The organism is Anaerobacillus sp. ABR4_321, from assembly GCF_056158505.1.
This window is the reverse complement of record NZ_JBSWTK010000001.1, coordinates 2205905-2229970: the sequence shown is the minus strand read 5'-3', so window position 1 is coordinate 2229970 and position 24066 is coordinate 2205905. Positions and strand designations below refer to the sequence as shown.

General features: G+C 40.7%; 24 protein-coding genes and 1 riboswitch. Of the genes, 10 read left to right on the top strand and 14 right to left on the bottom strand.

The window, feature by feature from the left end; genetic code table 11:
- Window positions 1-12: 12 nt before the first annotated feature.
- From ACXADT_RS11505 to ACXADT_RS11485, 5 genes are all read left to right on the top strand, one after another.
- Window positions 13-636: a LysE family translocator gene (locus ACXADT_RS11505; RefSeq protein ID WP_474835393.1), complete on the top strand. Its 624-nt coding sequence runs from the start codon at window positions 13-15 to the stop codon at window positions 634-636.
- A 155-nt stretch (window positions 637-791) separates the two neighbouring features.
- Window positions 792-1496: a cytochrome c oxidase subunit II gene (coxB, locus tag ACXADT_RS11500; RefSeq protein WP_270179156.1), complete on the top strand. Its 705-nt coding sequence runs from the start codon at window positions 792-794 to the stop codon at window positions 1494-1496.
- A complete protein-coding gene (ctaD, locus tag ACXADT_RS11495; protein ID WP_474835391.1) occupies window positions 1496-3445 on the top strand; it encodes a cytochrome c oxidase subunit I in 1950 nt (649 codons plus the stop codon). Before coxB ends, ctaD begins: the two co-directional genes overlap by 1 nt.
- Window positions 3445-4038: a cytochrome c oxidase subunit 3 gene (locus tag ACXADT_RS11490; protein WP_270179158.1), complete on the top strand. Its 594-nt coding sequence runs from the start codon at window positions 3445-3447 to the stop codon at window positions 4036-4038. The genes ctaD and ACXADT_RS11490 overlap by 1 nt, the downstream gene beginning before the upstream one ends.
- Window positions 4039-4043: 5 nt before the next feature.
- Window positions 4044-4316: a cytochrome C oxidase subunit IV family protein gene (locus ACXADT_RS11485; RefSeq protein ID WP_474811271.1), complete on the top strand. Its 273-nt coding sequence runs from the start codon at window positions 4044-4046 to the stop codon at window positions 4314-4316.
- Window positions 4317-4347: 31 nt separating this feature from the next.
- On the opposite strand, the gene ACXADT_RS11480 is transcribed toward ACXADT_RS11485, so the two are convergent.
- From ACXADT_RS11480 to ACXADT_RS11465, 4 genes are all read right to left on the bottom strand, one after another.
- Window positions 4348-6510: an FUSC family protein gene (locus ACXADT_RS11480; protein WP_474835389.1), complete on the bottom strand. Its 2163-nt coding sequence runs from the start codon at window positions 6508-6510 to the stop codon at window positions 4348-4350.
- A 133-nt stretch (window positions 6511-6643) separates the two neighbouring features.
- Window positions 6644-8176 (bottom strand): glycine betaine uptake BCCT transporter, encoded by a 1533-nt coding sequence (locus tag ACXADT_RS11475; RefSeq protein ID WP_474811267.1) that lies wholly within the window; start codon window positions 8174-8176, stop codon window positions 6644-6646.
- Between the two features lie 224 nt (window positions 8177-8400).
- Entirely contained in the window at window positions 8401-9138 is a 738-nt protein-coding gene (locus ACXADT_RS11470) for an anti-sigma factor (RefSeq protein WP_474835387.1), read from the bottom strand.
- Window positions 9122-9694 carry an RNA polymerase sigma factor gene (locus ACXADT_RS11465; RefSeq protein WP_270179163.1) on the bottom strand — a complete coding sequence of 191 codons (573 nt, stop codon included), beginning with the start codon at window positions 9692-9694 and terminating at the stop codon, window positions 9122-9124. Before ACXADT_RS11465 ends, ACXADT_RS11470 begins: the two co-directional genes overlap by 17 nt.
- 330 nt (window positions 9695-10024) lie before the next feature.
- Between ACXADT_RS11465 and fabL the strand changes: the two genes are divergently transcribed.
- Entirely contained in the window at window positions 10025-10780 is a 756-nt protein-coding gene (gene fabL / locus ACXADT_RS11460) for an enoyl-[acyl-carrier-protein] reductase FabL (RefSeq protein WP_474811263.1), read from the top strand.
- A 390-nt stretch (window positions 10781-11170) separates the two neighbouring features.
- Here fabL and ACXADT_RS11455 read toward each other — a convergent pair whose 3' ends face one another.
- On the bottom strand, window positions 11171-12085 hold the full coding sequence (locus ACXADT_RS11455) for a phosphatidate cytidylyltransferase (protein ID WP_474835480.1): 915 nt from the start codon (window positions 12083-12085) through the stop codon (window positions 11171-11173).
- Between the two features lie 52 nt (window positions 12086-12137).
- Between ACXADT_RS11455 and ACXADT_RS11450 the strand changes: the two genes are divergently transcribed.
- On the top strand, window positions 12138-12692 hold the full coding sequence (locus ACXADT_RS11450; RefSeq protein ID WP_474835468.1) for a hypothetical protein: 555 nt from the start codon (window positions 12138-12140) through the stop codon (window positions 12690-12692).
- Between the two features lie 74 nt (window positions 12693-12766).
- Here the strand turns inward: ACXADT_RS11450 and ACXADT_RS11445 are convergent, their stop codons facing one another.
- From ACXADT_RS11445 to ACXADT_RS11435, 3 genes are all read right to left on the bottom strand, one after another.
- The gene (locus tag ACXADT_RS11445; RefSeq protein ID WP_474811260.1) at window positions 12767-13696 is read right to left on the bottom strand and encodes a manganese-dependent inorganic pyrophosphatase; all 930 of its coding nucleotides are present in this window, start codon (window positions 13694-13696) and stop codon (window positions 12767-12769) included.
- Window positions 13697-13916: 220 nt separating this feature from the next.
- Window positions 13917-14561 (bottom strand): SDR family oxidoreductase, encoded by a 645-nt coding sequence (locus ACXADT_RS11440; RefSeq protein WP_474835470.1) that lies wholly within the window; start codon window positions 14559-14561, stop codon window positions 13917-13919.
- 59 nt (window positions 14562-14620) lie between these two features.
- Window positions 14621-15796: an MFS transporter gene (locus ACXADT_RS11435; protein ID WP_270179168.1), complete on the bottom strand. Its 1176-nt coding sequence runs from the start codon at window positions 15794-15796 to the stop codon at window positions 14621-14623.
- 135 nt (window positions 15797-15931) lie between these two features.
- On the opposite strand from ACXADT_RS11435, the gene ACXADT_RS11430 reads away from it, so the two are divergent.
- Window positions 15932-16690, top strand: coding sequence for a TrmB family transcriptional regulator (locus ACXADT_RS11430; RefSeq protein ID WP_270179169.1), 759 nt, complete (start codon window positions 15932-15934; stop codon window positions 16688-16690).
- Between the two features lie 54 nt (window positions 16691-16744).
- Here the strand turns inward: ACXADT_RS11430 and ACXADT_RS11425 are convergent, their stop codons facing one another.
- Both ACXADT_RS11425 and ACXADT_RS11420 read right to left on the bottom strand, forming a co-directional pair.
- Complete coding sequence (locus ACXADT_RS11425; RefSeq protein ID WP_270179170.1) at window positions 16745-17029, bottom strand: AbrB/MazE/SpoVT family DNA-binding domain-containing protein; 285 nt, start codon at window positions 17027-17029, stop codon at window positions 16745-16747.
- 248 nt (window positions 17030-17277) lie between these two features.
- Window positions 17278-17991, bottom strand: coding sequence for a nucleotidyltransferase domain-containing protein (locus ACXADT_RS11420; protein ID WP_474835472.1), 714 nt, complete (start codon window positions 17989-17991; stop codon window positions 17278-17280).
- A 171-nt stretch (window positions 17992-18162) separates the two neighbouring features.
- On the opposite strand from ACXADT_RS11420, the gene ACXADT_RS11415 reads away from it, so the two are divergent.
- Together ACXADT_RS11415 and ACXADT_RS11410 are read left to right on the top strand one after the other, a co-directional pair.
- Window positions 18163-18624, top strand: coding sequence for a hypothetical protein (locus tag ACXADT_RS11415; protein ID WP_270179172.1), 462 nt, complete (start codon window positions 18163-18165; stop codon window positions 18622-18624).
- Window positions 18625-19074: 450 nt separating this feature from the next.
- Window positions 19075-19752, top strand: a complete 678-nt coding sequence (locus ACXADT_RS11410) for a hypothetical protein (protein WP_270179174.1) — start codon at window positions 19075-19077, stop codon at window positions 19750-19752.
- A 40-nt stretch (window positions 19753-19792) separates the two neighbouring features.
- Here the strand turns inward: ACXADT_RS11410 and ACXADT_RS11405 are convergent, their stop codons facing one another.
- The 4 genes from ACXADT_RS11405 to ACXADT_RS11390 form a co-directional block, all read right to left on the bottom strand.
- The gene (locus ACXADT_RS11405) at window positions 19793-21097 is read right to left on the bottom strand and encodes a Na+/H+ antiporter NhaC family protein (protein ID WP_270179175.1); all 1305 of its coding nucleotides are present in this window, start codon (window positions 21095-21097) and stop codon (window positions 19793-19795) included.
- Window positions 21098-21165: 68 nt separating this feature from the next.
- Window positions 21166-21270, bottom strand: a riboswitch (SAM riboswitch).
- Between the two features lie 81 nt (window positions 21271-21351).
- Entirely contained in the window at window positions 21352-22191 is an 840-nt protein-coding gene (locus ACXADT_RS11400; protein ID WP_270179176.1) for an alpha/beta fold hydrolase, read from the bottom strand.
- 89 nt (window positions 22192-22280) lie between these two features.
- Window positions 22281-22613: a YolD-like family protein gene (locus ACXADT_RS11395; protein WP_270179177.1), complete on the bottom strand. Its 333-nt coding sequence runs from the start codon at window positions 22611-22613 to the stop codon at window positions 22281-22283.
- Window positions 22614-22628: 15 nt separating this feature from the next.
- Window positions 22629-23840, bottom strand: coding sequence for a Y-family DNA polymerase (locus ACXADT_RS11390; protein ID WP_474835482.1), 1212 nt, complete (start codon window positions 23838-23840; stop codon window positions 22629-22631).
- Window positions 23841-24066: the final 226 nt, after the last annotated feature.

Sequence of the window (24066 nt, the reverse complement as noted above, 5' to 3'; positions counted from 1 at the left end):
GGAAAGAATCTCATGGATCTATCCGTATTACTATCATTCTTATTTGCTGCGGTAGTATTAACCCTCATGCCTGGCCCTGACAACTTGTTCGTGCTTGCTCAGAGCATTTCTCAGGATAAGCGGGCTGGTATCGCTACTTCTCTCGGTTTATGCTCAGGACTTGTTGTACATATAAGTGCTGCCGCAATTGGAATATCTGCAATTCTGTACCAATCATCACTTGCCTTTTCAATCGTAAAATATTTGGGAGCCGCTTACTTACTATACCTTGCATTTCAAGCATTTCGCGAAAGGAAGCAATCTACACTCCTAAAAAACCAACGAAACCAATCTTATATGGCTCTTTATCGAAAAGGGATTATTATGAATATACTTAACCCCAAGGTTTCCTTATTTTTCCTGGCTCTTCTTCCTCAGTTTGTTAATCAACATTCAGGATATGCTTCTTTACAAATGGTGTTGTTAGGAATGATATTTATCGTTCAAGCTTTTCTTATCTTCACCTCAATCAGCTTGTTCGCTAGCAGTATCAAAGGACTTCTTCTAAAAAATTCAGCGGTCCTTGGGAAAATAAATGTAATCAAAGGTGTCTTGCTTGGGATTATCGGTATCCAAATTGCATTTAGCAGCAAGTAACATTTTCTGTTTAAGAAGTGCACATGACTAAAGCTAATAATGTCGAGTAAAGCCACGCGAATCCAATTCGTGTGGCTTTTTGAGTGCGCTGTTTCAAATAAATGGGTATTGGGTAATGGAGATTGTTAGTCACTTATATAGAGAGGAGAGCCTTCATGAGAAGTTTATACATTATCGGTACCGCTTTCTTTCTGTCAGGTTGTTCTTCCATCGCTGTATTAAATCCAAAAGGAACAGCGGGCGAAAAGCAATTGGACCTTCTCTTATTAAGTCTTTTACTGATGAGTATCGTACTAGCAGTTGTTTTTACTCTTTTTGTGAGATTTTTAGTAAAGTACCGCGAAAAGCCTGGACAGGAAGATGACTTCCCAACTCAAAAAGCTGGCAATAAAAAGCTCGAAATAAGTTGGATCGTCATCCCTTTTATTATCATCATCGTTCTTGCTGTACCTACTTTTGCAACAACTTATCAGCTTGATGAGCCTTTTAACAATGATCAAGATCCTTTAACGATTAAAGTGACAGGAGAACAGTTTCAGTGGTCGTTTTACTATCCTGAATATAACATTACCTCAAGAGACGAATTACGCATCCCTGTAGATCGCCCCATTACATTCAAGCTCTCATCAAAAGATGTTATCCATTCATTTTGGATTCCGCAACTAGGCGGAAAAAGGGATGCTCTTCCTGGAAAGGAAAACACTTTACGGATGACCGCCATCGAAACAGGTACATATAGCGGGAAGTGTGCTGAACTCTGTGGAGCGGAGCATGCTTTGATGACGTTTGATACGATCGTTTTAGACAAAGATGACTTTTCAACTTGGATAGAGAAAATGAAGGACGGTGAGAACAACTGATGAATAGCATCTATCATTATTTTCGTACATTACCATCAGACATCATTTTAGCTGACATATCTTTTGTGATCATCATCATCGCAACGACCTTCTTACTTACGAGATACCATAAATGGAAGTGGCTCTGGAGTTGGATCACGTCAACAGATCATAAGAAGATTGGCATCATGTATTTGGTTGTATCTTTCTTATTTTTTCTTAGAGCAGGGTTAGAAGCTTTATTGATCCGAATGCAACTTGCTTTTCCTGAAAATGAATTCTGGGTATTTCAAGGAGAACGATTCAACCAACTTACAAGTACACACGGAACAGTCATGATCTTTCTTGTTGCTACGCCGCTATTAATCGGATTGATGAATGTGATCGTACCATTGCAAATCGGTGCAAGAGACGTTGCTTTTCCATTCATGAACTCATTGAGCCTCTGGCTGTTTATTTCAGGGGGAATCTTAATAAACGTCAGCTTTATAGCTGGAGGTTCACCAAATGCTGGCTGGACTACATACGCTCCTCTATCACTCAACGAATTTACCCCGGGACCTTCGAACAGCTATTATCCGATCGGACTACAAGTCGCAGGACTCGGAACAATTATGGGTGCAATCAACTTTATCGTAACGATTATAAAAATGAGGGCACCTGGGATGAAGTTTATGAGGATGCCGCTATCAACTTGGTCGATGCTCATTACTTCGGTACTCATCGTGTATGCATTTTCCGCTCTTGCGGTAGCTTTGCTGTTATTAACGTTCGAACGACTTTTCGGAACAATCATCTTATCAGGATCTGAAGGAAATCCACTGATCTGGCAACATTTGTTCTGGATTTTCGGTCACCCTGAAGTGTATATCATCGCGCTACCTGCTTTTGGGATATTCTCAGATGTTATCAGTACTTTTTCGAAGAAGAAATTATTCGGGTATACTTCAATGGTGTTTGCAATCATTTTGATCGGATTCTTAGGGTTTATGGTTTGGGTCCACCACATGTTTACAGTTGGACTAAGTGCAAATATCAACGTTTTCTTCGCCTTGACTACAATGTTGATCGCGATCCCTACTGGTATCAAAATCTTCAATTGGTTGTTTACGATGCGTGGTGGACGAATAAGATTCGATACCCCTATGCTTTATGCTCTCGGCTTTATCGTAACGTTCGTAATGGGCGGTGTTACTGGCGTCATGCTTGGCTCAGTTCCAGCAGATTATCAATATCATGACAGCTATTTTGTTGTTGCACACCTCCACTATGTCATTATAGGCGCGACGATTTTCGGAGTGCTATCAGGGGTTTATTATTGGTGGCCAAAGATGTTCGGTAAGATGTTAAACGAAAAACTTGGTAAATGGAATTTTTGGACGTTTGTGATCGGATTTCATTTCACTTTCTTTCCGATGCATATTTTAGGATTGATGGGGATGCCGAGGCGAGTCTTTACATATCCAGAAGGAGAAGGACTTGGTTGGCTTAATTTTGTGAGTACTTGCGGTGCATTTTTAATGGGAATAGGCGTATTGTTTTTTATGCTAAACATCTATCTCACGACTCGGTACGGAAAATTTGTTCAGCAACACGACCCGTGGATGAAGCGTGGACGAACGTTAGAGTGGACGGTTCCTAGTCCTCCCCCACCCTATAACTTCGCACGAATTCCAGTCGTAACTTCCGGTGAGCCGTTATGGACTGCCTATGAAGCACAGAAACACAACATCGATTTCGAAGGCGATTATGATGAGATCCACATGCCTTCTTCAAGTTCATTGCCGTTCTTTATGGGAATGGCATTTCTAATCGCTTCCTTTGGCTTTGTTTTCGAAATTTGGTCTGTAGCAATTCTAGGTATGGCTGGTGTCTTCACTACTATGACAATTCGGTCTTTCCAGAATAAGAATGGCTATTTCATACCGAAAAACAAAGTGATCTATAACGACAAGGGAGTGGGTTACTAATGCCATCTCTAGCTGAAAAAAACCTATTTAGCGACCACCATGCGCAAATGAATATTTTAGCTTTCTGGTTCTTGATCGGTGCAGAGGTAGTGGTATTTGGTTGCTTATTCGGTATTTATGTATCAGTACAGGAGTTAACCAACAACGGACCAGGAGCAAAGGAACTCTTCAACCTTTCTGAGATTATCGTAAGTACAATCGTGCTGTTGTCTAGTAGCTTTACATGTGCACTAGGTGTTTATACGTTAAAACTTGGTAAAAAAACGATGACCTTAGTTTGGTTTCTTCTTACAATCAGTTTGGGATTAGGATTCGTCATTCTTGAAGGAATTGAATTTATGGCTTATGTCGCGGAAGGCGCAACAATTAGTAGTAGTCCTTTCCTCGGTGCTTTTTATATGCTTTTAGGTACTCATGGAGCACATGTCCTCTTTGGGATCGTATGGATCTTTATGTTGCTCATTCAATTGATGATGTATGGGATCACTAAAGAAACTGCACCAAAGCTGTTTATTGCTAGCTTATACTGGCACTTTATAGATGTAGTCTGGGTCTTTATCTTTACAGTAGTCTATCTACTCGGAAAGGTGTGAGTGAAATGAAGAAAGAGAACGACCACCTTATAAAAATTTCGGTTATGTTCGTTACGATGATTCTTCTAACGCTTATTGCTTTCTACATCGTATACAGTGAATGGATCTCTAATGAATTTCTACCATATGTACTTATCTTCTTAGCGATGATTCAAGTGGTCATTCAATTGGTCTTATTTATGGATATTAAAGAAAAGGAGGGAAGGTATCGAATTACATCTGTTGCGGCAGGTGGGTTCATCGCAGTTCTAACGATTTTCTTTCTAGCTATATTATAAAAAGAACCAGGGGTGAAGTCCCCTGGTTCTCCTATTTTTCTCGCATACCGAAACTCTTACTTAGTAACAACAAAGACTCGTTAATCTTCCAAACATAATAGAGATCATTGATTCGACCTTTGAGTTCTTTATTATCTTTCCCCGCATCAAACTTTTCTACTTTGTCACGAATCGAATCCAAACTATACATGACGGTTTTCGTATTCCCGTTTATGCCCTTCGATAACGCTTCGATATTGTAATTGATAATATGATAAGTTTTCTTTAGCTCTTCTTCCAACTCCGGTACAGAGAGTATCGCTTTGTTTCGATTTGAAGAAGCAAGGAGGTGCTTAGCGTAGTAATTTATTGCAGTAACAACTGTAATCCACTGCTCAATGTTTGATTTCTGCATGATGGATACTTTATTTCTTAAGGGCTTCGCATCGTTTAGAACATTCTGGTATTTCTCATCTAACTCAAACGCCATGTTAATAAACTGGTGATGGGAGTTCGTTTCCGTATAAGAATGGAGGTAATCCGATACATACGTTCTTAATTTCACAAAGAATTCAGTTGCTGCGACAGCTACTTTTTCTTTTGTTTTTCTAGGATAGATTATAGCTGCAGCAAGGGAACCGATCGCCGCACCAACTAACGTATCGATAACACGCGACATAATAAGTTCACCCGTTATCCCACCCATTATGAAGTCATACATAATTGCAATGAGCGTAGTCATCCAGAACATCATGATTCCATATGATATAGGCATCAAATAAAAGGCAAGAAACACACAGCAAAACAATGTGATCAACTCAAATACCGGTTGTCCAGATAAGGAAAGCGCAATTCCAAAGCCTGCTATAGCCCCAAAAATTGTACCGATGGATCTCTCGGTTGCTTTCTGAAAAGTCATACCAACCGTATCTGTTCCTAACAATACGATAAAGGTTGATAAAAGCACCCAGTATTGATGTGCAGGCGATAAGAAATAGCCGACTACAATCGCCACACTACCAGCCACGATTGCTTGTAACGCTTTGTTCTTTGCTAGCCTTGCATCTTCTGATGTGTTGTCAGCTACCTCATCTGCCTGAACTTTCTTAACTGATTCCAGATTTACATCCCTTCGCTTCCCTAATTGCCTGGAGCTCTCTACTAAGTGATTCGATATCGCTTCGATTCTCCTAATTAACCAAAGCCAGTCCTTATCGACCTCATGATTTTTTTGCATGGCTTTTATCATTGAACTAAGTTCGCTAATAACCGATTCAGTTTTTTTTAGATTACCAACCACGTCATGAGTACGCAGTACTTCGGCATCACGTATCGATTCTACAACTTTGTACAACAGTACTCTTATGTTCGTATGTTGTAATACGTGCAGATCCTTTAAACGGTCTACAACATAATAAAGAGACTGTATTAGCATTTCTGCATCAAATATATAGAACCTCAATTGCTCAGCATCGATACCAGGCCAAATTTCCTCAGGCTCTGTGTTATTAAGAGAGCTTGAAATGACTTGAGAATAAGAATTGATCTTTTTAATATCTTTTCGAAGCTGAGAAGGTACAGACTGATTAGTAGTAGGGTTTGCAATCGCCTCTAACACCAGATCAAGGGTCATATTCGTTTGAGTGTGAAATGAGCGGACGCTATTAATCAACTCAACTTTCGGTCGGTTTTTTATGAGGTAAAACCGATATACATATGAATAGCCTCCTCCAATCACAATACCAAGAAGATACCACCCAATATCTTCTATCTTCAATTGTAGTAAAGTAGAAAAATATGTTGATAAAAATGCAACGGTGAACATTGCGAAATAACGGAACCCAAATTGCTGTAAATAATATGCTAGAAAAATGACGATTAAGAATAAGAAATCTATCGCAAATGGAATAATGCTTAAGTATGTGCTCACCGTTAACGCAACTGCACTTGAAACAACTAAAATCAGCGTAGAGAATTTCTTCTTTTTCTCTGTATCATCATTCACTAAAAATAATGTCAGTAAGCTAACGACTCCAGCTAATATAGAAGCAGGAAATGAAGCACCTAATGTAAAGGCAAAGATGAGCATAGTGAGTGACGAGGACAGAACGCTAATCGTAATACGTAAAGCCTGGTGTAATCTCGATCTTCCTGGATCTGCAGGAGTTACGCGAATAAGTGAATGAAGAAGCGACCTATGCATTGTTTTTTTCATAATTCTATTTTAGCTAAATTAACTTGTATGTTCCACACGTCGATTCGCTCCCCTTCTTTAGCACTTCCGGTGTTGTTTTTCTAATGAAATAAAAAGCCTTTGAAGACTATTATCTTCAAAGGCTGAATAGCTATTAAACCGTTTTTGGATCTTTTGGTGCTTTTGTCTTCTTCTCTGTACTACGTTGTTTTCTAGGCACTTCCTCACTGAAAGACTTAATCATTCCCCAACATGTAAACAATAGAATGATCGTTAGTGGGAACGCACTCACGATGATGGCAGTCTGCATGCTTTGTAGACCACCTGTAATCATCAGAACAACTGCAGATGCAGCCAACACAAAGCCCCAGCTGAACTTAACGAAGTTCGGTGGGTTTAAGCTACCGTTTGTTGTTTGCATACCGAGAACAAATGTAGCAGAGTCAGCTGATGTAATAAAGAAAGTAGAGATTAATAAGAGAGTCACGACCGTTAGGATACCTCCAAGAGGAACCTGCTCATAGAGATAAAACAATGCTGTTTCAAGTCCCTGTCCTGCAATATCTGTACCTTGGTTAAAGTCGAAGAAAATAGCTGAACCGCCAAACACTCCGAACCAGAATGCACAAACGACTGTAGGTACTACGGTAACAGCAATCATAAACTCTCTGATCGTTCTCCCCCTAGAAACTCGGGCGATAAACGTTCCTACGAACGGAGACCAAGCGATCCACCAAGCCCAATAGAAAATTGTCCAACCTTGAACCCATGACTCATTTTCTGGATTCATAGGTGCAAGACGCATCCCCATTCCGAAAATATTTTGTACATATTCACCAAAAGTAGTTACGAATAGGTCCAGAATAAATTTCGTCGGACCTAGGAAGATAAATAGTCCAAGCAAAAGAACAGCTAGAATCATATTCGTGTTACTTAAATATTTGATACCTTTTTTAATTCCCGTTCCAGCGGAAATTGTAAACAGCACTGTGATGACAGCGATGATGATCAACTGCACCGTGAAGTTGTTAGGTATATCCGTGAGGTAAGCTAAGCCACCATTAATCTGCTGAGCACCAAGACCAAGGGATGCTGCAACACCAAAGATCGTTGCAAATACTGCAATGATATCGATAGTGATCCCAATCGGTCCTTTCACACGATCTCCAAGCAACGGATATAGCGTTGCACTGATAAGACCTGGTGCCCCTTTTCTAAATTTATAGTAAGCAAGAGCAAGAGCAATAGTAGCGTAGATTGCCCACGCATGAAATCCCCAGTGAAGATATGTATATCTTAAAGACTGGTGAGCTGCATCAACAGTTCCACCTTCTCCTCCAAGTGGGGGCGTAGAAAAGTGAGACATCGGTTCTGATACTCCAAAGAATAAGAGCCCAATTCCCATTCCTGCACTGAATAGCATTGCAAACCAAGTTAACCTGTTATACTCAGGCTTGTCTGAGTCTTTACCTAGCTTAATATTACCAAATCTACTAAAAATCAAATAAATGGCAAAAATCAGGAAAAATGTTGCTGCTAATTGATAGAACCATCCAAACTGATTTAAAAAGAAACTTTTCGATGTGGTCATAACCTGGTCAAGATTCCCAGGCATAATCACGCCCCATCCTACGAAGACGATCGCGATTGCGAGGCCTATCCAGAATACTTTTGTTACTTTATCCATTCCATCCACTCCTCATTTTATTATGCAGCTAACGAAAATATCTAGTAAATAGTAACCACATAGTTACTAATCATAATAAATTTTCTTAAATTATTCAAATCCGTTTTTATGTTTAGTACAATATACCCCGTTCTTATCGACTAGAAACCACTGCTGATTCTCCTAAAATTCACCATAAATAAAAGCAGGGAACTCTTATCGTAGCCCTGCTTTTATCATCGCTTTTACAATCCTGAACTCATGACGATTTCACCTTTAGGAGTTTTACTCTTCGCATTCGGTTCTAGAGTGATTGCCACTGCGGTCCAATCATGATCTCCTTCGTATTTAACTTCGAAGGAAACGGCACCTTTTCCGTTTTCACTTGGTACAAATGAACCTGCTCTATACGGCTTTTCACCTTCTAGCAACCAAACTTGATACACCTGATCATCCTCTACACCTTCAAGATCATCTGCTTGAACAACTAGATTCGTTTTACCATTGTCAGATACTAAGGCGGCTGCTCCTTTAGATCCAGAAGCTCCCGAAGGTTCTAACTGAACTGCTTTTAACAATGACGATACTTCTGTTTCAGGGGTTGTCCCTTCATTTGTAATATACGTATAGGCATTTCCAGCAAGTGATAAAAATAATGCAGCAGCTAGGGCTGGAGCTAACCATTTCGGAGATCGTTTGGTCTCATTCATATGAGTTACATTGGAACTCTTTTCTTTCGTGTTTGTCTCGCCCATATCCTCAGACGCACTTTCAAAAACATTCTGAAGGACTCGCTCTTTCATTCCTGAAGGAGGCTCTTCTGGTGTCGATAGATAAGGAAGGTCACTAGTTAAATCTTCCAGCTCTTGCAACTCCTCTCTACAGTCTGAGCAAGATTCAAGGTGAGCCTCGAACTTTTTCTTTTCTTCATCGGTTAATGTTCCATTGAAATAGTCAAGTAGCTGATCACAATTGTTTTTCATCTGAGACCCCTCCTTTCTCTGCCAGATTAGTTTTTAGATGTTTGAGTGCGAGTCGAATCCGGCCTTTTACAGTACCGAGTGGGAGGTCAAATTCCTGAGAAATTTTTTTATGCGTCATTCCTTTAAAATAAAACATCTCGATAATCCTTTTTTGTTCCTCTTTCAATTTAGAAACGGCCGCTCTTAGTACGACGCCTCTTTCTTTCCACTCGACTTGGTCTTCTACAGAAGCTTCATCACTATGAAGAGCATCTCGCTCATCTAGTTCAAAATCTGGCTCTCTCGATTGTTTACGAAGATGATCGATAGCAGTATGACGTGTCATGGTCAATATCCAGGAAGAGAACTTCCCCTTTTCTTCACTATATTGAGCTCGACCTTTCCAGAGTTTTATGAACACTTCTTGTAGTACTTCTTCTGACAGCCCTCCGTCCTTTACGATGCGATAAGAAAATGAATACAGTAATTTTTCATACCGATCATAAAGGATTTCTAAGGCTTCCTTGTCCTTTGCCTGCACCCTCTCGTAAAGGGCAGCATCGCTCAATTCTCTCATACCATTCTCCTTTATTCTCACAAGTGATCTCCACCAGAAGAGTAGAATGTCTACATCAAGCTAACGTCTACCTCTCCTATTTGGATGTGTTTTTCAATGAAAATATATGGTTTTAACGAAAGAGAGCCCTTAATTAAACAGGACGCACTCTACGAAAAGCGACTGACATCGTCAGTCTAATAAGCTTCTTGTTTTCTGTCGTTTAGTATATCATACTGTTTTCACTGATACCGCAATCGACCTTAGCACTCATGGAATGCCTATAGAACTTTTCACACACCTTTTGTTCATGTATGATTAAGAGTGATTAGAATAGAAGAGGTGACATCAATGGCTCAAAAAGTAGCATTAATTACTGGCGGTACGCGAGGAATTGGAAAAGCAATCGCTAGGAAATTCGCATCTGAAGGATACAACCTTGTTTTGAACTTCATGCGTAAAAAACGCGATGCAGAAGAAACAAAAAATGAACTTGAAAATGAATATGGCATCTCCGTACATATCGTTAAAGCAAACGTCGGTGAAGTGGCACAGATCACAACACTTTTTGAAGAAGCGGAAAACAAGTTTGGCAGGCTAGATGTTTTTGTAAACAATGCTGCATCCGGCGTTCTACGACCTATTATGGAAATCGAAGAAAGTCATTGGGATTGGACTCAGAATATCAACGCGAAAGCGTATTTGTTCGCCGCTCAAGAAGCCGCAAAAATTATGGAAAAGAATGGCGGAGGTGCTATCGTAGCCCTTTCTAGCCTAGGATCTATTCGCGCTCTTCCAAATTATGTAGCGGTTGGTGTCTCAAAAGCATCCGTAGAAGCAATCACACGCTATCTTGCGGTCGAACTATCTCCAAAAGGAATCGTTGTTAACGCAGTTTCAGGTGGAGCTGTTGATACAGACGCACTGAAGCATTTTCCAAATCGAGAAGAATTGCTCGAATCTGCTAAAAAGCGAAACCCTGCAGGACGACTCGTTGAACCAACAGATATGGCAGATACAACATACTTCTTAACAACACCAGCAGCCAAGATGATCCGTGGTCAAACGATCATCGTCGATGGAGGACTGTCACTTTTAGGAGAATAACGCAGACGCTGCAATCTTCTTATTAAATACAAAAAAAGAGACAGCAACCTTGCTGTCTATGCTTGTAGAGAAAATCTCGGTGTTGCAAAAAGAGGAATCTATTATTTCAGTTCTAATTTATGTTATTGGGTGATCAAAGGTTATAACCCTCATTTCGTCTGTTTATCCATTGGGACGGTGTTGTTCTGGATTAATTCTCATCAAGTAGGAGAGACGATCGCGGACTCCTGCGGTAGAACGGGCGGCCGAGACCGGGGTGTGGGTTTCACCTCGGGCTTGGACGTTCGTCCGCGGAAAGCATGCGATCGTCATCGACTACGGCATCGGGAGCACTGAATTATGACATAGAATTATCTACAATCTGAGACAGCAACCTTGCTGTCTTTTTTCTTACATAAAATCAAAAAAGTATCTGATCACATGGAGGTAGACTGGTGAGGTATAAGCCAAGCTATCTACACGACTTAGGTAGCTTTTATTATGATCATACTGTACTCCCCCATCTCCAAGAAGCAAATCACGCTTTAACACCGATATAGTCAAACTCCCTAATCCACCGGCAACACTGATTAAGATGCCTGATAATATGCCAAAAGTTGAGACGAATGGCGTTAAGTAAGAATACGTAAAGAAGGCTGTTCCTGCCGTTATTAGTAGCGCACCTAGCACACCTTCAACGGTAATGTATGGGTTTGAAGAGGGTACGATCTTTCTTTTACCCACATATGCCGAAATTAAAAATTGGGCGACATCGTTCACTTGAGTAAGCAGAACAAGAAAGAGGACTAAATTCGCTCCATACGTCGGACTTGCGACCTGGAAATAAGCAAGATGACTCAAACCGAACACCATCAGCATCAACCCCCATTGTGTTGAGCTAACGGATCTTAAAAAGCCTAAAGTACCTTTTCCTATTATTCTAGGTAAAGGGAGGAGCAGAAAGACATAAACAGGTATAAAAACAATAAACATACCGTACCACTCGATAAATATCCAATAAAATTGTATGGGTATCACGAGATACGCCCATAGGAAGATTCTTCGATCCGCCCTTCTCGTCTTCATCATGGAAAAGTACTCCTTTAAAGCAAAGAAGCATAAAAACATCAATGAGAGTAAAGATACGATTGGATTGAATAAGGTCGCGAAGCAAAACACTCCAAACATACCCCACCACGTTTTAATCCGCACTGACAATACAGAATAATCCTTGTATGGATACTTTCTTTTAATAACTAGGAATAGCGAGTGTGTTATGGTAAGAATTACTAGTATAATAGATAAGGTCCAAATTGTGTTTTGCAGGGAAAACCACCCTTTCTGTAACACGCAAATTATATGTTGATCGGGGGACAGTATGGATCATACAGTCTATATCCTTTTATCTGATACCGGAACGTTATTTACTAAATCTATAAAAAGATACACCAAAGCTCCTTATAATCACGCTTCTTTAGCGTTTGATATCGAACTGAGAGATATGTATAGCTTTGGTCGCAAAAACCCTAACAATCCTCTACATGGAGGCTTTGTAAAAGAGGATGTGTTGACAGGTACTTACAGCAAATATCCCCAGACGACGTGCGTCATCTACGGTCTACAAGTAACGGAAAGAGAGGTTACTAAAATGAAGCGCGTGCTGGAGATTTTCATTAGAAATAAACAAAAGTTTCTATATAATATTCTTGGAGTACTTGGTGTATCGATTAACGAACCAGTCGAGTTCAGTAACTCCTATTTCTGTTCTCAATTTGTTGCTGAAGTGTTAGAACGCTCGGGCATCACCCTTTGGGATAAACTCCCCGCCTTAATCACTCCAGAAGATTTCAGAACGTGTGACAAATTGAACCTGGTATATGAAGGCAAGCTCACTGAATATCCACCGATTAAAGAACGAAAAACTCGTCCCTAATCGATTGTTACCGTGCATTTCTTATGTATAGAAAACCCGAACGCGAATAGAAGATTCGGTTCGGGTTCGTCACTCTATGAAGTGAACGTTTCCTGTAAAGCTGGAACGATTTGTTTCTTTCTAGAAACGACACCTTCGAGAACTGCTAGTCTGTTGATCAGTTCTACATCAAATGCTTTCTCAACGTTTTCAGCATCCTTACCTAGTGCTAAGACGGTTGAGTTGTTGTTTAAGATGTCCGTTACAACAAGTACGAATAGATCAAGGTTTTTCTCTTCTATTGTCTTATTGATTTCTTCTTCAACAGTATCCTGACGAGATAGTACATCAAGCGGATCTACAACGTTGACCTGAGCAACCTCAACTTTAGATGATCCCATACCAAATTCCTTGGCATCTAGGCTGATTAGCTCAGACGGAGTCTTGCTACTCATATCTGCTCCTGCTTTCAGCATTTCAAGTCCGTATGTTTCTGCGTCCACACCTGCGATCTCTGCTAATTCACGTGCGGCTGCAATATCTTCTTCTGTACACGTCGGAGATTTAAAAAGTAACGAATCAGAAATGATTGCGGACAACATCAAGCCAGCTATCGGCTTATCGATCTGTACGTTATTTTCTTTATAAAGCTTCTTTAGAATCGTAGCTGTACAGCCTACAGGCTCAGCTCTATAGTAAACAGGATCAGCTGTTTCAAAGTTTGCGATTCGATGATGGTCGATGACTTCAAGAACGCGTACCTTTTCAATATCCTCTACACTTTGCTGGCGTTCGTTATGGTCAACGAGGATGACATGATTCGTTTCGTTCGCAACCGTTTGGACCATTCTTGGTGCTTCAACATTGAATTTATCTAATGCATATTGTGTTTCAGCATTAACAGCTCCAAGGCGAACAGGTTCAACATCCTTGCCGAGCTTTCTCTTCAAATCTGCATAAACGAGCGCAGATGTAATCGTGTCTGTATCTGGGTTTTTATGTCCAAAAATCAATACTTTTTCCATTGTTCGACTCCTTTAATAAGAGAATTTATGTACACATTACATATTGTAAAGATGTAGACTCCTAAACTCAACATCAATTTCATATTTAGAATACCTTGATTAGGCTACCATTAAACATACTTCAATAAAAGCAATCATCCTTTCTATCTTTTTTATCTCACCGTCCTCAAAAAAAGACTGTCGATAGATCTCGACAGTCTGTTCCTTATAAGCTTCTCGTTTATAAACTTTGCAACGCCTCTTTAATAGAAGTATCTCCAGATGTTAAATCAAACGCACGTTTCTTTAAGTTTGGGTTCGTTAATGCCTCAACAACTACTCGCGCAACGTCTTCACGAGGCACAGATCCTCGTTCAAGTTGTTCTCCAACCGCTACATTGCCAGTTCCATTTTCATTCAGAAGCCCACCCGGTCTTACAATCGTATAAGATAAGGAACTTGCTTCTAACGCTTTGTCTGCATAATGCTTTGCTGCATAATATGGGAGAAGAGCGTCGTTCCAGTTTTCACGATTATTAGCTTGGAACGCACTTACCATCACGTAGCGTTCGATACCGTTTCGCTCTGCAGCTTCAACCGATTTGACAGCTCCGTCCAGGTCTACTAACAGCGTTTTATCAGCACCTGTTTTTCCGCCAGATCCCGCAGTAAAAATGACCGCATCCGTTCCACTCATCGCTTTTTCGATTTCATCAACTGAATCTTCTAAGCTCGCTACGACTGCTTTTACACCTTTATCCGCTAGAGTTTCCGCCTGTTCTTCTTTACGAACCATCGCTTTCACCGTGTGTTCTTCACTACTATGAAGTAAATCCACAACTTTTTGACCGATTTGACCATTAGCTCCGATAACTAGTACGTGCATTGTGATGCTCCTTTCACGTTTAATATGGACATTATTCCATATTTATGAATGAGCTTCAATTAACCTGCTTTTCTATTTGATAGAGAAGAAATACTCGAATCTTTCCCTTTCATCGAAACGACAGAACTAACGAGAGCGAGAATGATGAACATCCCTCCAACCGTCGCATTCATTTCAACTGTGCCTTTCTCGATCACGAAAGCTCCGACAGTTGAGCCAAGTGCGATACCTAGATGCAATGCTGAATTATTTAAACTTTGCTGTATATCAGATGATTCTGGCGCAATTTCAATCAAATAACTTTGTTGTGCTGGCGTAATCCCCCAGCTAAGCATGCTCCACACGACCATTACGACTAGGAATAACGGAAAGGCAAACGTTGTATATGGAATAAGGAACATCGAAACTCCAAAAACAACGATAATAGAGATTATAGTTGGCTTTGTTCCGAATCGATCAGAAGCGACACCACCTAATCCCCCTCCTGCTACAGCAGCGACTCCAAAGATCAAATATACAATGCTCACCCATGTTCCTGATAACCCGAGTGAGGATTTCAAAAACGGAGTTAAATATCCATAAAGTGTAAGGTGTCCTGTTAAAAATAGAAATGAGGTCAACTGTGCTGAAAAGACCTTGCTATTCTTTAGCGTCAGCAATTGCTTTCTCATCGGAATCGCGGGCTTCGGTTGAATACTCTCCATGAAAAAGTGAACGCCTGCAATTGACAAAATCGTTAATACGATGATGAGTACAAATGGTGCCTTCCAACCGAAAGCATTTCCTAGCATAAGACCTATCGGTACTCCAAGAACAAGTGACGCACTTATTCCCATAAACACGACGCCGATCGCGCGAGCTCGGTATTTACTTTCTACGATGTTTGATGCGATCGTGACGCAAAGCACAACGAGAAGTGATCCACTAGCTGCTGATATCACCCTCGCCGCCATTAGAACTGCGAAAGTATTGCTGAGAACGGCCAAAGCATTCCCAAGCAAAAATACGATTAGCGAGAGTATCGTAAGTTTCTTTCGCTCTACTTTTGCTGTCAAGGATAATAAAATGGGTGCAGCGAGTGCAAATACGATTGAAAATACGCTGATCAATAGACCTGTCTTCCCTAGACTAGCACCTAAATCTTCCGCTACAAGATCAAGAATACCTCCGATAATCAGTTCTACCATCCCGACAACGAACGAAACGATTGTCAGTAAATATACTTTTTTATTCATTATAATCCGCCTTTTCTCATTAAGTTACCACTAAAAGGGTAACTCCCATCCAACAAAAAGGCAATAGTTAATTTCAGGAACGTTAGTTGTTATGCTAAGATGTAGGAAAGTGCGAAAAGCAAGGAGAGCATAGTGATGTTGCAGCAGTTTGGATTCACACAGTATGAAAGTCAAATTTATGAAGCGTTGATTACGACAGAGGAAGCGCTTGACGCATCTGCGATCGTAAAACAATCTGGCGTCCCTCGCTCGAAAGTATATGAAGTCCTTTATAAAATGGGAGAAAAAGGAATGGTTTTGGAATCAACAGTTGAAAAAAAGAGATTATATAGACCACTTCCGCTAAACTCAGCCATCGAAAAATTACAACGTGATTTTAATCGAAATATCGACCAATTAAAATCGTATGAAGCTAGGAAAAAACCTTTGGATGACCGCGTTTGGAGTCTTAAAGATAACCAATCGATCGACTCACTTGTAGCTGACCTTCTGAAACAGGCAACCTCTTCGATCGTCTATTCTGGTTGGTCAGACGATCTCTCACAGCACATTTCAACTATTGAAGAAAAGCAAATGAATGGAATTTCAGTTGAACTTCATTCGATCGGGGAGCTCGATACAAAAATAGATACGATCACAACTTTGATACCTGATGTTCAACATGAAGCGCTGCAGCGAAGCCGCATCCTCATTGTTGATAATAAGGAACTCGTATTTGCTGGTTACGAAGAAACAGGCTGGCAAGCGATTCATACGAGCTCTCGTCCCCTAGTGACGTTCTTTACTGAGTTCTTCTATCATGATGTAGCTTTGACTGAAATCACTCGCAAATTCGGAGCATTAATGATGGAGGATGAGGATATTAAAAACGTCCTGTTAAAATTACGATACTGAGGAAATGAAAAAAAAGCATGCCGCACCAGGCATGCTTTTCTCTCCTTCATCACTCTATGCTTTTACTTCTAGTGTCTTCTCTATTTCTTCTCTTAAAATAGCCATTCCCTCTGGACTCAATATGATGTTTCCATTGCCAAAGTACTTATTCTCATTTAAGACTTCTCCAGTAATCATACACGCCATCTCCGGTTGGTACTTTTTTAAAACAATTCGATCTTCACTCGTAAAGATCTCCATTGGGTCTTTCACCTGGATATCAAGTGTGCGGCGCAGTTCTTTTGGAATGACGATACGGCCCAGTTCATCAATTTTTCTAACGACACCTGTGCTCTTCATGCTTATCACTCCTTCTTTTTAGCGAACGAAAACGTTCTTTATTTAATTTTAATAGTTTACTTGTCTACTAGCAAGCAAAAATGCTAATTTTTTTATAATTTTCCAAAATTATTCTAATTGCTTCTAACTATTGATACCCGCTTAGATCAAAAAAAACCGCCCGGTTAAACCGGACGGAAAAAAGGGGGAATTTTTAAGCTAGTTTAAAGTTACCCCCTTATAATCAAAACTAAACCACTTTTTTAAAATTAATTTTTCCCCATTGAAAACCCCTCAAACAAGCGCCCTCCATATGGTACCATCTGATCATCTACGAACTTGATCACATCGCCCTTTCTTCCGATTTTGAAATAATTATCAAAAACCTCTTCAAATTCACTAGCTAGCTCACTATCAAATTGTTTGAGCGCTCTCATAATCCATTTCGAAGAACCTGTCCAGTGGTTATTCATTCTAAGGATAAACTCATGCAGCTGCTCTAAGAGTGCTAGAGCGCAGCACAATTCTTCTCCCCTCTCTGTTGCACCAATAAAATCTTCTAGCACATCTGTCAAAAAATATCGCTTCAAACGAATTGTATCTTCATCCCAACTTTTAGGCCCCGCCTCTAAAATTCGCTTCGCTTCTTCTTTTAATTCTTTACAGCTTCCTTCATCAATCAGAATGATTCCTTCTGCAACCATTCGAGGCATCGAAGGTTTACCACGCTCACAGTCGCTATTATAAAAGGATTGATAGGTATTAAAATTATGTACGTATAATTCTACCGGCCACTTTTTGTAATATAAGTTTTCCCTGTAAGAATTCGTAACCGATGGATCGAAAACAACAAGATCAAGATCTGACGTTTTCGTACCTTCTCCTCTAACAATACTTCCAGCTAAAAGTGCTACATTACAGTGAGGAAAGTGACTCTTTACAAGTTCCTTCGCATCACGTTTGGCAAGCTCTAATCGTTTCATGGTCTTCCCCTCGGCTTTTTATTTTATTTTACATTGAGAAGACGAAGAATCATACCTTCCACATTGATTAACATTTTGATACACTCTTATAGTACAAGATGAAGAAGAGTTGAATACACGTTTGGTCGTAAGCACAGACTTACTATACAAATGTTATTAACAGGAGGCACTATGCTAACTTTTGAAGAAAAGCTACACATTATAGAATCTACTTTCCCTGAATTAACGCGTAAAGATGTATCGATGGGAAGAGTTAACTTTCATTTTGAAGAAAGTGTTATGGATAAAAAGAACGTCGTCTATCATCTGCACCCGAATGGGAACGGATTTGTCTATGGCGAGCTACTTGAAGAGTACCCAGTAGACGATAGAGGAATGGTGAACATTCGTGACTTCTCAAGTAATGATCTTCGAAAAATAATCGGAGAAGCGATTCACTCTCTTTCTGTTTTGCCAGGAGAAGATATTGAAGAAGAAATCTGGATGAACGAAGAAGATCAAACGCTGCACCTCGCGTATGAGCCTGAGCTAGAGCTTTGGAATGTGTATGCCGGTGACATGCTTGATGGCACTTTCCCTTCTTATAACGAAGCGATCCAGTACCTTGATGAAGAAGGCTTCATCCGTCAATAAAAATACCCCCAGCAACCTTTTGTTGCTGGGGGTATTTTCTATCTGAAGCGATTCAGATAAAATAACATTAACGATAGTATAACAAGAAGGAATGAGTGTTCTAGCGTATGAGCGTTTTTCTCTTGAATTAGCAGGGATTGCAGGTTGATGTGAAGAAGCGAATGTTAATCGTACTTTTGCTCTTCGGTGTTTTAACCATACTTGTTCACAGGCTTGATTTGTTGTCAATTTTGTTTTAGAAAACAGGATTACATAGAGGCTTTTGTCTCGAATCAACACAAATCTTTTATTCTCCACAATGCGCCCCCTTAAATTACCAATCGGGGCGAATAATGTAAGTTGATAAGATAAAATGTTATAATATTCTTACTACTACATCCACCTTATTCTCAACACCCGTATCAATAAGAGATCAAAGATTAAGCTCAAAATCGATTCAGGGGGTATTAGATGAGAAAAATACAACAAACGACAATTAATTCTGTTGTAAAATACGGACAAACAAAACTACCAAAGTCCGCCAATACAGAATGTCCAGAGTGCGGAAACACCGCTTCTTTTCATTTGAAATTCGATTACCAGATCAACCAAACGGTCTTTTCAACCTTTTCAAGATGTTCGGTATGTAAAGAATCCATACTCTTTGTATTGATTAAAACGTCTACAAGCGATCAAGGTGAAGAAGTAGAGCTCTTTGTTCACCAAACTTCTTTCACTAGAGAACCTCTTGGCAGATTGGTTGGCACTGCGAGGCTGCCAGATGACCTCGAGCGGGTCTATCGTTCAGCAGTTAACGTACATAATATGAAAGACTGGACTGCTACTGCCGTTATGGCAAACCGCGTTTTAGAGAGCATCACTAGAAGCTTTTTAGCTGAAAATGAACTTTCTCAACCTCTATCAAAACAGCTCGAAAGCCTGGCCAAACAAGTTGATCTTGAAGAGCCAATCGTACGACTCGGGCAGCTGTTAGGAAAAGGAAGTAACCTCCACAACCTTTTATGCCTTGAAAATTCTGCAAGTGAAGAAACAGCTAATTTAATTATTGATTTATTGGACTCATTGATTGAATTTCTTTATATATTGCCTCAAAAAATTGTAAACCTACAAAAGCAGATCGAAGAATAAACAAAACCAGGCCGTCATTTTGACAGGCCTGGTTGTTTCGTTATTCTACTGCTTCTTCTTTTCGAAATGAAGGATAATTGATGGTAATTGCCACAATACCAGCGACCGCTGTAAGAATTGGATAGATTGAATATGGTATGAGTGCTAAAGGCGAGATCGAAGCTAGTCCAGCCGCTGCTAACAACTGTGCGCCGTATGGCAGCATGCCCTGAACACTTCCAGAAAATATATCAAGAATACTTGCGGACTTTCGAGCATCAACTTGATACTCTTCTGATATGTTCTTCGCGAGTGGTCCACCCATTATGATTGATATCGTGTTATTTGCCGTTGATAAGTCTAAAACCGTAGCGAGCCCAGCGATACCAAACTCTGCCCCTCTTCTCGATCTCACTCGATGAAGAATTTTATCGAGAACGTACTGAACGCCTCCATTATATCGGATAACCTCGATCATCCCACCAATAATCAATGCGATCATGGCGAGATCTTCCATCCCTTTAATGCCATCCGTTACCGTAGAAACGAGCCCACTTAAACCAAACGTCCCGTTAAATAAGCCCACAGCACCTGCGAACAATGTCCCACTAACGAGTACGATCAGTACATTCACGCCTGCAATCGCTGCGATCAATACGCCAAGGTATGGGAGTACTGTGATAAAATCAAATGATTTACCTCCACTTACTGTCGCGCTTTCCCCTACCGTTAAGAATCCATATATAATGGCAGTAATAATTGCAGCCGGTAAAACGATGAAAAAGTTCACTTTGAACTTATCTTTCATTTTCGTGTTTTGCGTCCGAACCGCTGCAATCGTCGTATCCGAAATCATCGAGAGGTTATCTCCAAACATCGCTCCTCCGATGACCGCTGACAATGTCAAAGCTACAGGAATCCCTGATTGCTCTGCAATTCCAATTCCAATCGGAGCCAATGCTACGATCGTTCCCATCGACGTCCCCATCGATATCGAAATAAAGCATCCGATTAAAAATAAACCAACAACGAGAAGGCTTGCTGGTAATATCGAGATGCCGAGATTAACAATCGAATCTACTGCACCTATCTTCTTGGCTGTTTCAGCGAATGCTCCCGCTAATAAAAAAACAAGAATCATTAAGATGATATTGGAGTTCCCTGCTCCTCTACAAAACACCTCGACCTTTGTCATGAAGCTTTCTTTCCTATTCATCGCAAGTGCAACGCCTGCAGCGATCAGTGAAGCAAGCACAACAGGCATGCTATAAAAATCTTTTGTTACAACTGCCGTTCCAATAAAAAGTAAAATAAATATACCGAGTGGAAGCAGCGCAAAGCCGTTCCCTTTTATGTCTTTGTCCATGATGTTTCTCCTTGTTCGTAAAGTTTGTAGCAATCAAAAAAGCCCACTTCAAGAGAAGAGGGCTTTCACTCTTATCTCTCAAGATCTCTCTTGCTGGAAGCAGCACCTTTCTGACATATCAGAGGTTGCTGAAGCTTCTCAGGGCCAGTTCCCTCCACTTCTCTTGATAAGAACTATTCGATTTAGTGTTATGAAGTTTATCACGCATTATTCTTTTTCGTCAAGAAAAAAGTCGAATCGTGTCGCTCTTCGACTTATGCCTGAATAAATTTCTGAATGTCTCTTAAAATCGAACGAGGCTGCTCTTCCGGAAGAAGATGACCCGTCTTTTCGTATACGATCAGCTCTGAATTCGGCAGATCTTCTGCCAACCGTTTTCCAATTTGAAGCGGTACAACTCGATCATGCTCCCCCCATATCAGTAAACTCGGCGTATGAATTCTTCTCAATTCTTCTTGTGATAAATCCCCTTCACGATCTCGAATCATTCGTACGAGAGAACGGAAAATCCCTTCATGAAAGAAAGGCTGAACATACCCATCCACCATCTCTTCATCGATTAAATTCGGATCGTAAACGCAGTTCACCAAATTCCCTTTTGCTCCTTTTCGCGAAAGCCAGCGCTTTAAATACATTGAGAAAAAGGGCAAATAAGAGGAATACACTAAACTCTGCCTCGCTTTTTCAAGGTAGCCTGAACTACTGAGCAAAATGTTTTTCTTAACTAGGTCTTCATCGATACTTGCGGCTCTTAATGCCACTTGCCCTCCCATCGAATGACCGATCATAACGGTTTCGTCAATACTTAGCCGCTCGAGTAGTTCGATCACGACTTCCGCAAAGTTTTGATAAGAATGAACAAACCGACTCGATTTTTCACTTCTTCCAAACGGCGGGAGATCAACGGCTACAATCGTGTAATGCTTTGAAAGCAAGGGAATCAACCGTCGATAACTAAAAGTCGAAGATAAAAACCCATGCAGTAATGTTAGTACAGGACGGTCGGACGTCACTTCGTTCTCATGATATTCATAGTGAATATCGATTCCTTTTATGTTTTCCTTATAATGTTTGAGACTCTCTACAGATAGCATCTGACAGTTCACTCCGTATACTAGTTTGTACGTATTTTACCCCTTTTCGCCGAGGAAAAACGTCTTCAGTTGTGGGGAGTGTTACCATCTTAGTCGCCTTCACCGATATGCACGAGGCTTGCAAACGGAATGTTCTGCCTCTTCTCATCTAGGTCAACAATTCGCAATTCTTTATTGAGCTGGTCGATATAATGAACATATCCTGTCAACACATTCTTCGTACCGTTCTTGAAGTAGTGAAATGTAAGCGGCTGGTGAAAGGCCATCGCTTCGCAAATGGTGTCGTTCATCTCCTCCATCTTCTGCTCATCAAGCTCAGGCTGTTCTCTTCTCCGATCTTCTTCTTTCCATTCTCTTAACTCTTTAACATGCTCTGGTAACATCATCGATGTCCATTTGATATTTCCTCGGTCACGAATCATCTTATCAACCCCTTTCTATGCTTTGTGACCTCCGACAAGCTTACTTCGATGCAATGCTGTACCGGCTTTCGTATAGGAAACAGCGCGAAGCAGAGAATCGGATCCGTATTTCTCCCGTATCGAATCCATTACGTATCCAAGGTCTCGTTGCTTCGGCCGTTTCATATTGAAAAGGTCGAGCTGCACTTCCTCGTCATCACAAATATTTGAAAGAGCGATTGAAATTTTCCGAACCGTTTGCCCTCTATAAAATTCCTGAAAAAGCTGCAAGCACACGTTATAGATTTCAAGTGTGATGGAAGTGGGGCTATCGATGCTTTTCGACCTGTGAAAACCACCGCCTCCTTCGTCTTTACTATAGCCGATCCCGAGGCTGATCGTACGCCCCGCTTTCCCGGCTCTCCTCGCACGCCTCGCTACTTCTTCACTCATTTCCAAAATAACGTGTTTGATTTCTTTTTGTTCGTGATAATCCCGCAGTAGAATCTGACTTTTACCAAAGCTAATCTGTCCCTGCATAATCGGAGCTCCAATGTCGGAAAGGTCTACTCCCCATGCATGGTGATAGAGCTGATTACCCATCACTCCGAATTTTTGTTCAAGAAGATGTAGCGGGTATTTTGCGAGCTGCTCAACATTCATAATTCCCATCCGATTTAAAGTGTGCTCGAGACGCGGACCGATCCCCCACATCTTACTTAGAGGCGAAATGGACCAGAGCTTCTCAGGAATATCCTCATACGTCCATTCAGCAACGCCATACTTCTTGGCCTCTAAATCCAGACAAAGCTTCGCCATCAGCATATTAGGACCTATACCGATCGCACATGGTAAACCGAACGTTTCACTGATTTCTTTCCTGATTTTATTAGCCGTCTCAAAGCGTCCTCCCCAAAGACGCTCAGTCCCGTCGATTTGAAGAAAAGATTCATCCACGCTGTACGTATGGATACACTCTTTTGGAACATACCGATGAAATAACCTTGTGATCTCCATCGATTGCTTCAAATAGGATGACATTCTTGCATTCACGATATGAATACGGGGATCATCAGGAATTTCAAAAAGCCTGTTTCCTGTTCGGATATTAAAATCTTCTTTTAGTGCAGGCGAGGCCGCTAAAACAACACTACCCTGACGCTCCGTATCTCCCACGACAGCAAGATGACACGTTAAGGGATCGAGCCCCATCTCGACCGCAGAACAGCTCGCATAAAAACTTTTCATATCAACACACAAAATGGTTTTCTTTTTTAACGTTGAATAATCCACCTTCACCACTCCTTTCAAATAATCGAAAATAAGAACACTAGTTCTGTATATCTATACCCGTATTTTACCCGAATATACGTTCGTATATCAATAAGTACTTTCTTCCAACCAAAAGATGTAGAGGTGACCAACCCAAGAGAATTAGCGATTTCTTCCGATTCGCATCATCCCTGCCTAACAT

What these genes read in the sequence shown, in the direction of transcription:
- ACXADT_RS11505 (WP_474835393.1), top strand. Translation starts at nt 13, where the DNA reads ATGGATCTATCCGTATTACTATCATTCTTATTTGCTGCGGTAGTATTA.
- coxB (WP_270179156.1), top strand. Translation starts at nt 792, where the DNA reads ATGAGAAGTTTATACATTATCGGTACCGCTTTCTTTCTGTCAGGTTGT.
- ctaD (WP_474835391.1), top strand. Translation starts at nt 1,496, where the DNA reads ATGAATAGCATCTATCATTATTTTCGTACATTACCATCAGACATCATT.
- ACXADT_RS11490 (WP_270179158.1), top strand. Translation starts at nt 3,445, where the DNA reads ATGCCATCTCTAGCTGAAAAAAACCTATTTAGCGACCACCATGCGCAA.
- ACXADT_RS11485 (WP_474811271.1), top strand. Translation starts at nt 4,044, where the DNA reads ATGAAGAAAGAGAACGACCACCTTATAAAAATTTCGGTTATGTTCGTT.
- ACXADT_RS11480 (WP_474835389.1), bottom strand. Translation starts at nt 6,510, where the DNA reads ATGAAAAAAACAATGCATAGGTCGCTTCTTCATTCACTTATTCGCGTA.
- ACXADT_RS11475 (WP_474811267.1), bottom strand. Translation starts at nt 8,176, where the DNA reads ATGGATAAAGTAACAAAAGTATTCTGGATAGGCCTCGCAATCGCGATC.
- ACXADT_RS11470 (WP_474835387.1), bottom strand. Translation starts at nt 9,138, where the DNA reads ATGAAAAACAATTGTGATCAGCTACTTGACTATTTCAATGGAACATTA.
- ACXADT_RS11465 (WP_270179163.1), bottom strand. Translation starts at nt 9,694, where the DNA reads ATGAGAGAATTGAGCGATGCTGCCCTTTACGAGAGGGTGCAGGCAAAG.
- fabL (WP_474811263.1), top strand. Translation starts at nt 10,025, where the DNA reads ATGGCTCAAAAAGTAGCATTAATTACTGGCGGTACGCGAGGAATTGGA.
- ACXADT_RS11450 (WP_474835468.1), top strand. Translation starts at nt 12,138, where the DNA reads ATGGATCATACAGTCTATATCCTTTTATCTGATACCGGAACGTTATTT.
- ACXADT_RS11445 (WP_474811260.1), bottom strand. Translation starts at nt 13,696, where the DNA reads ATGGAAAAAGTATTGATTTTTGGACATAAAAACCCAGATACAGACACG.
- ACXADT_RS11440 (WP_474835470.1), bottom strand. Translation starts at nt 14,561, where the DNA reads ATGCACGTACTAGTTATCGGAGCTAATGGTCAAATCGGTCAAAAAGTT.
- ACXADT_RS11435 (WP_270179168.1), bottom strand. Translation starts at nt 15,796, where the DNA reads ATGAATAAAAAAGTATATTTACTGACAATCGTTTCGTTCGTTGTCGGG.
- ACXADT_RS11430 (WP_270179169.1), top strand. Translation starts at nt 15,932, where the DNA reads ATGTTGCAGCAGTTTGGATTCACACAGTATGAAAGTCAAATTTATGAA.
- ACXADT_RS11425 (WP_270179170.1), bottom strand. Translation starts at nt 17,029, where the DNA reads ATGAAGAGCACAGGTGTCGTTAGAAAAATTGATGAACTGGGCCGTATC.
- ACXADT_RS11420 (WP_474835472.1), bottom strand. Translation starts at nt 17,991, where the DNA reads ATGAAACGATTAGAGCTTGCCAAACGTGATGCGAAGGAACTTGTAAAG.
- ACXADT_RS11415 (WP_270179172.1), top strand. Translation starts at nt 18,163, where the DNA reads ATGCTAACTTTTGAAGAAAAGCTACACATTATAGAATCTACTTTCCCT.
- ACXADT_RS11410 (WP_270179174.1), top strand. Translation starts at nt 19,075, where the DNA reads ATGAGAAAAATACAACAAACGACAATTAATTCTGTTGTAAAATACGGA.
- ACXADT_RS11405 (WP_270179175.1), bottom strand. Translation starts at nt 21,097, where the DNA reads ATGGACAAAGACATAAAAGGGAACGGCTTTGCGCTGCTTCCACTCGGT.
- ACXADT_RS11400 (WP_270179176.1), bottom strand. Translation starts at nt 22,191, where the DNA reads ATGCTATCTGTAGAGAGTCTCAAACATTATAAGGAAAACATAAAAGGA.
- ACXADT_RS11395 (WP_270179177.1), bottom strand. Translation starts at nt 22,613, where the DNA reads ATGATTCGTGACCGAGGAAATATCAAATGGACATCGATGATGTTACCA.
- ACXADT_RS11390 (WP_474835482.1), bottom strand. Translation starts at nt 23,840, where the DNA reads ATGAAAAGTTTTTATGCGAGCTGTTCTGCGGTCGAGATGGGGCTCGAT.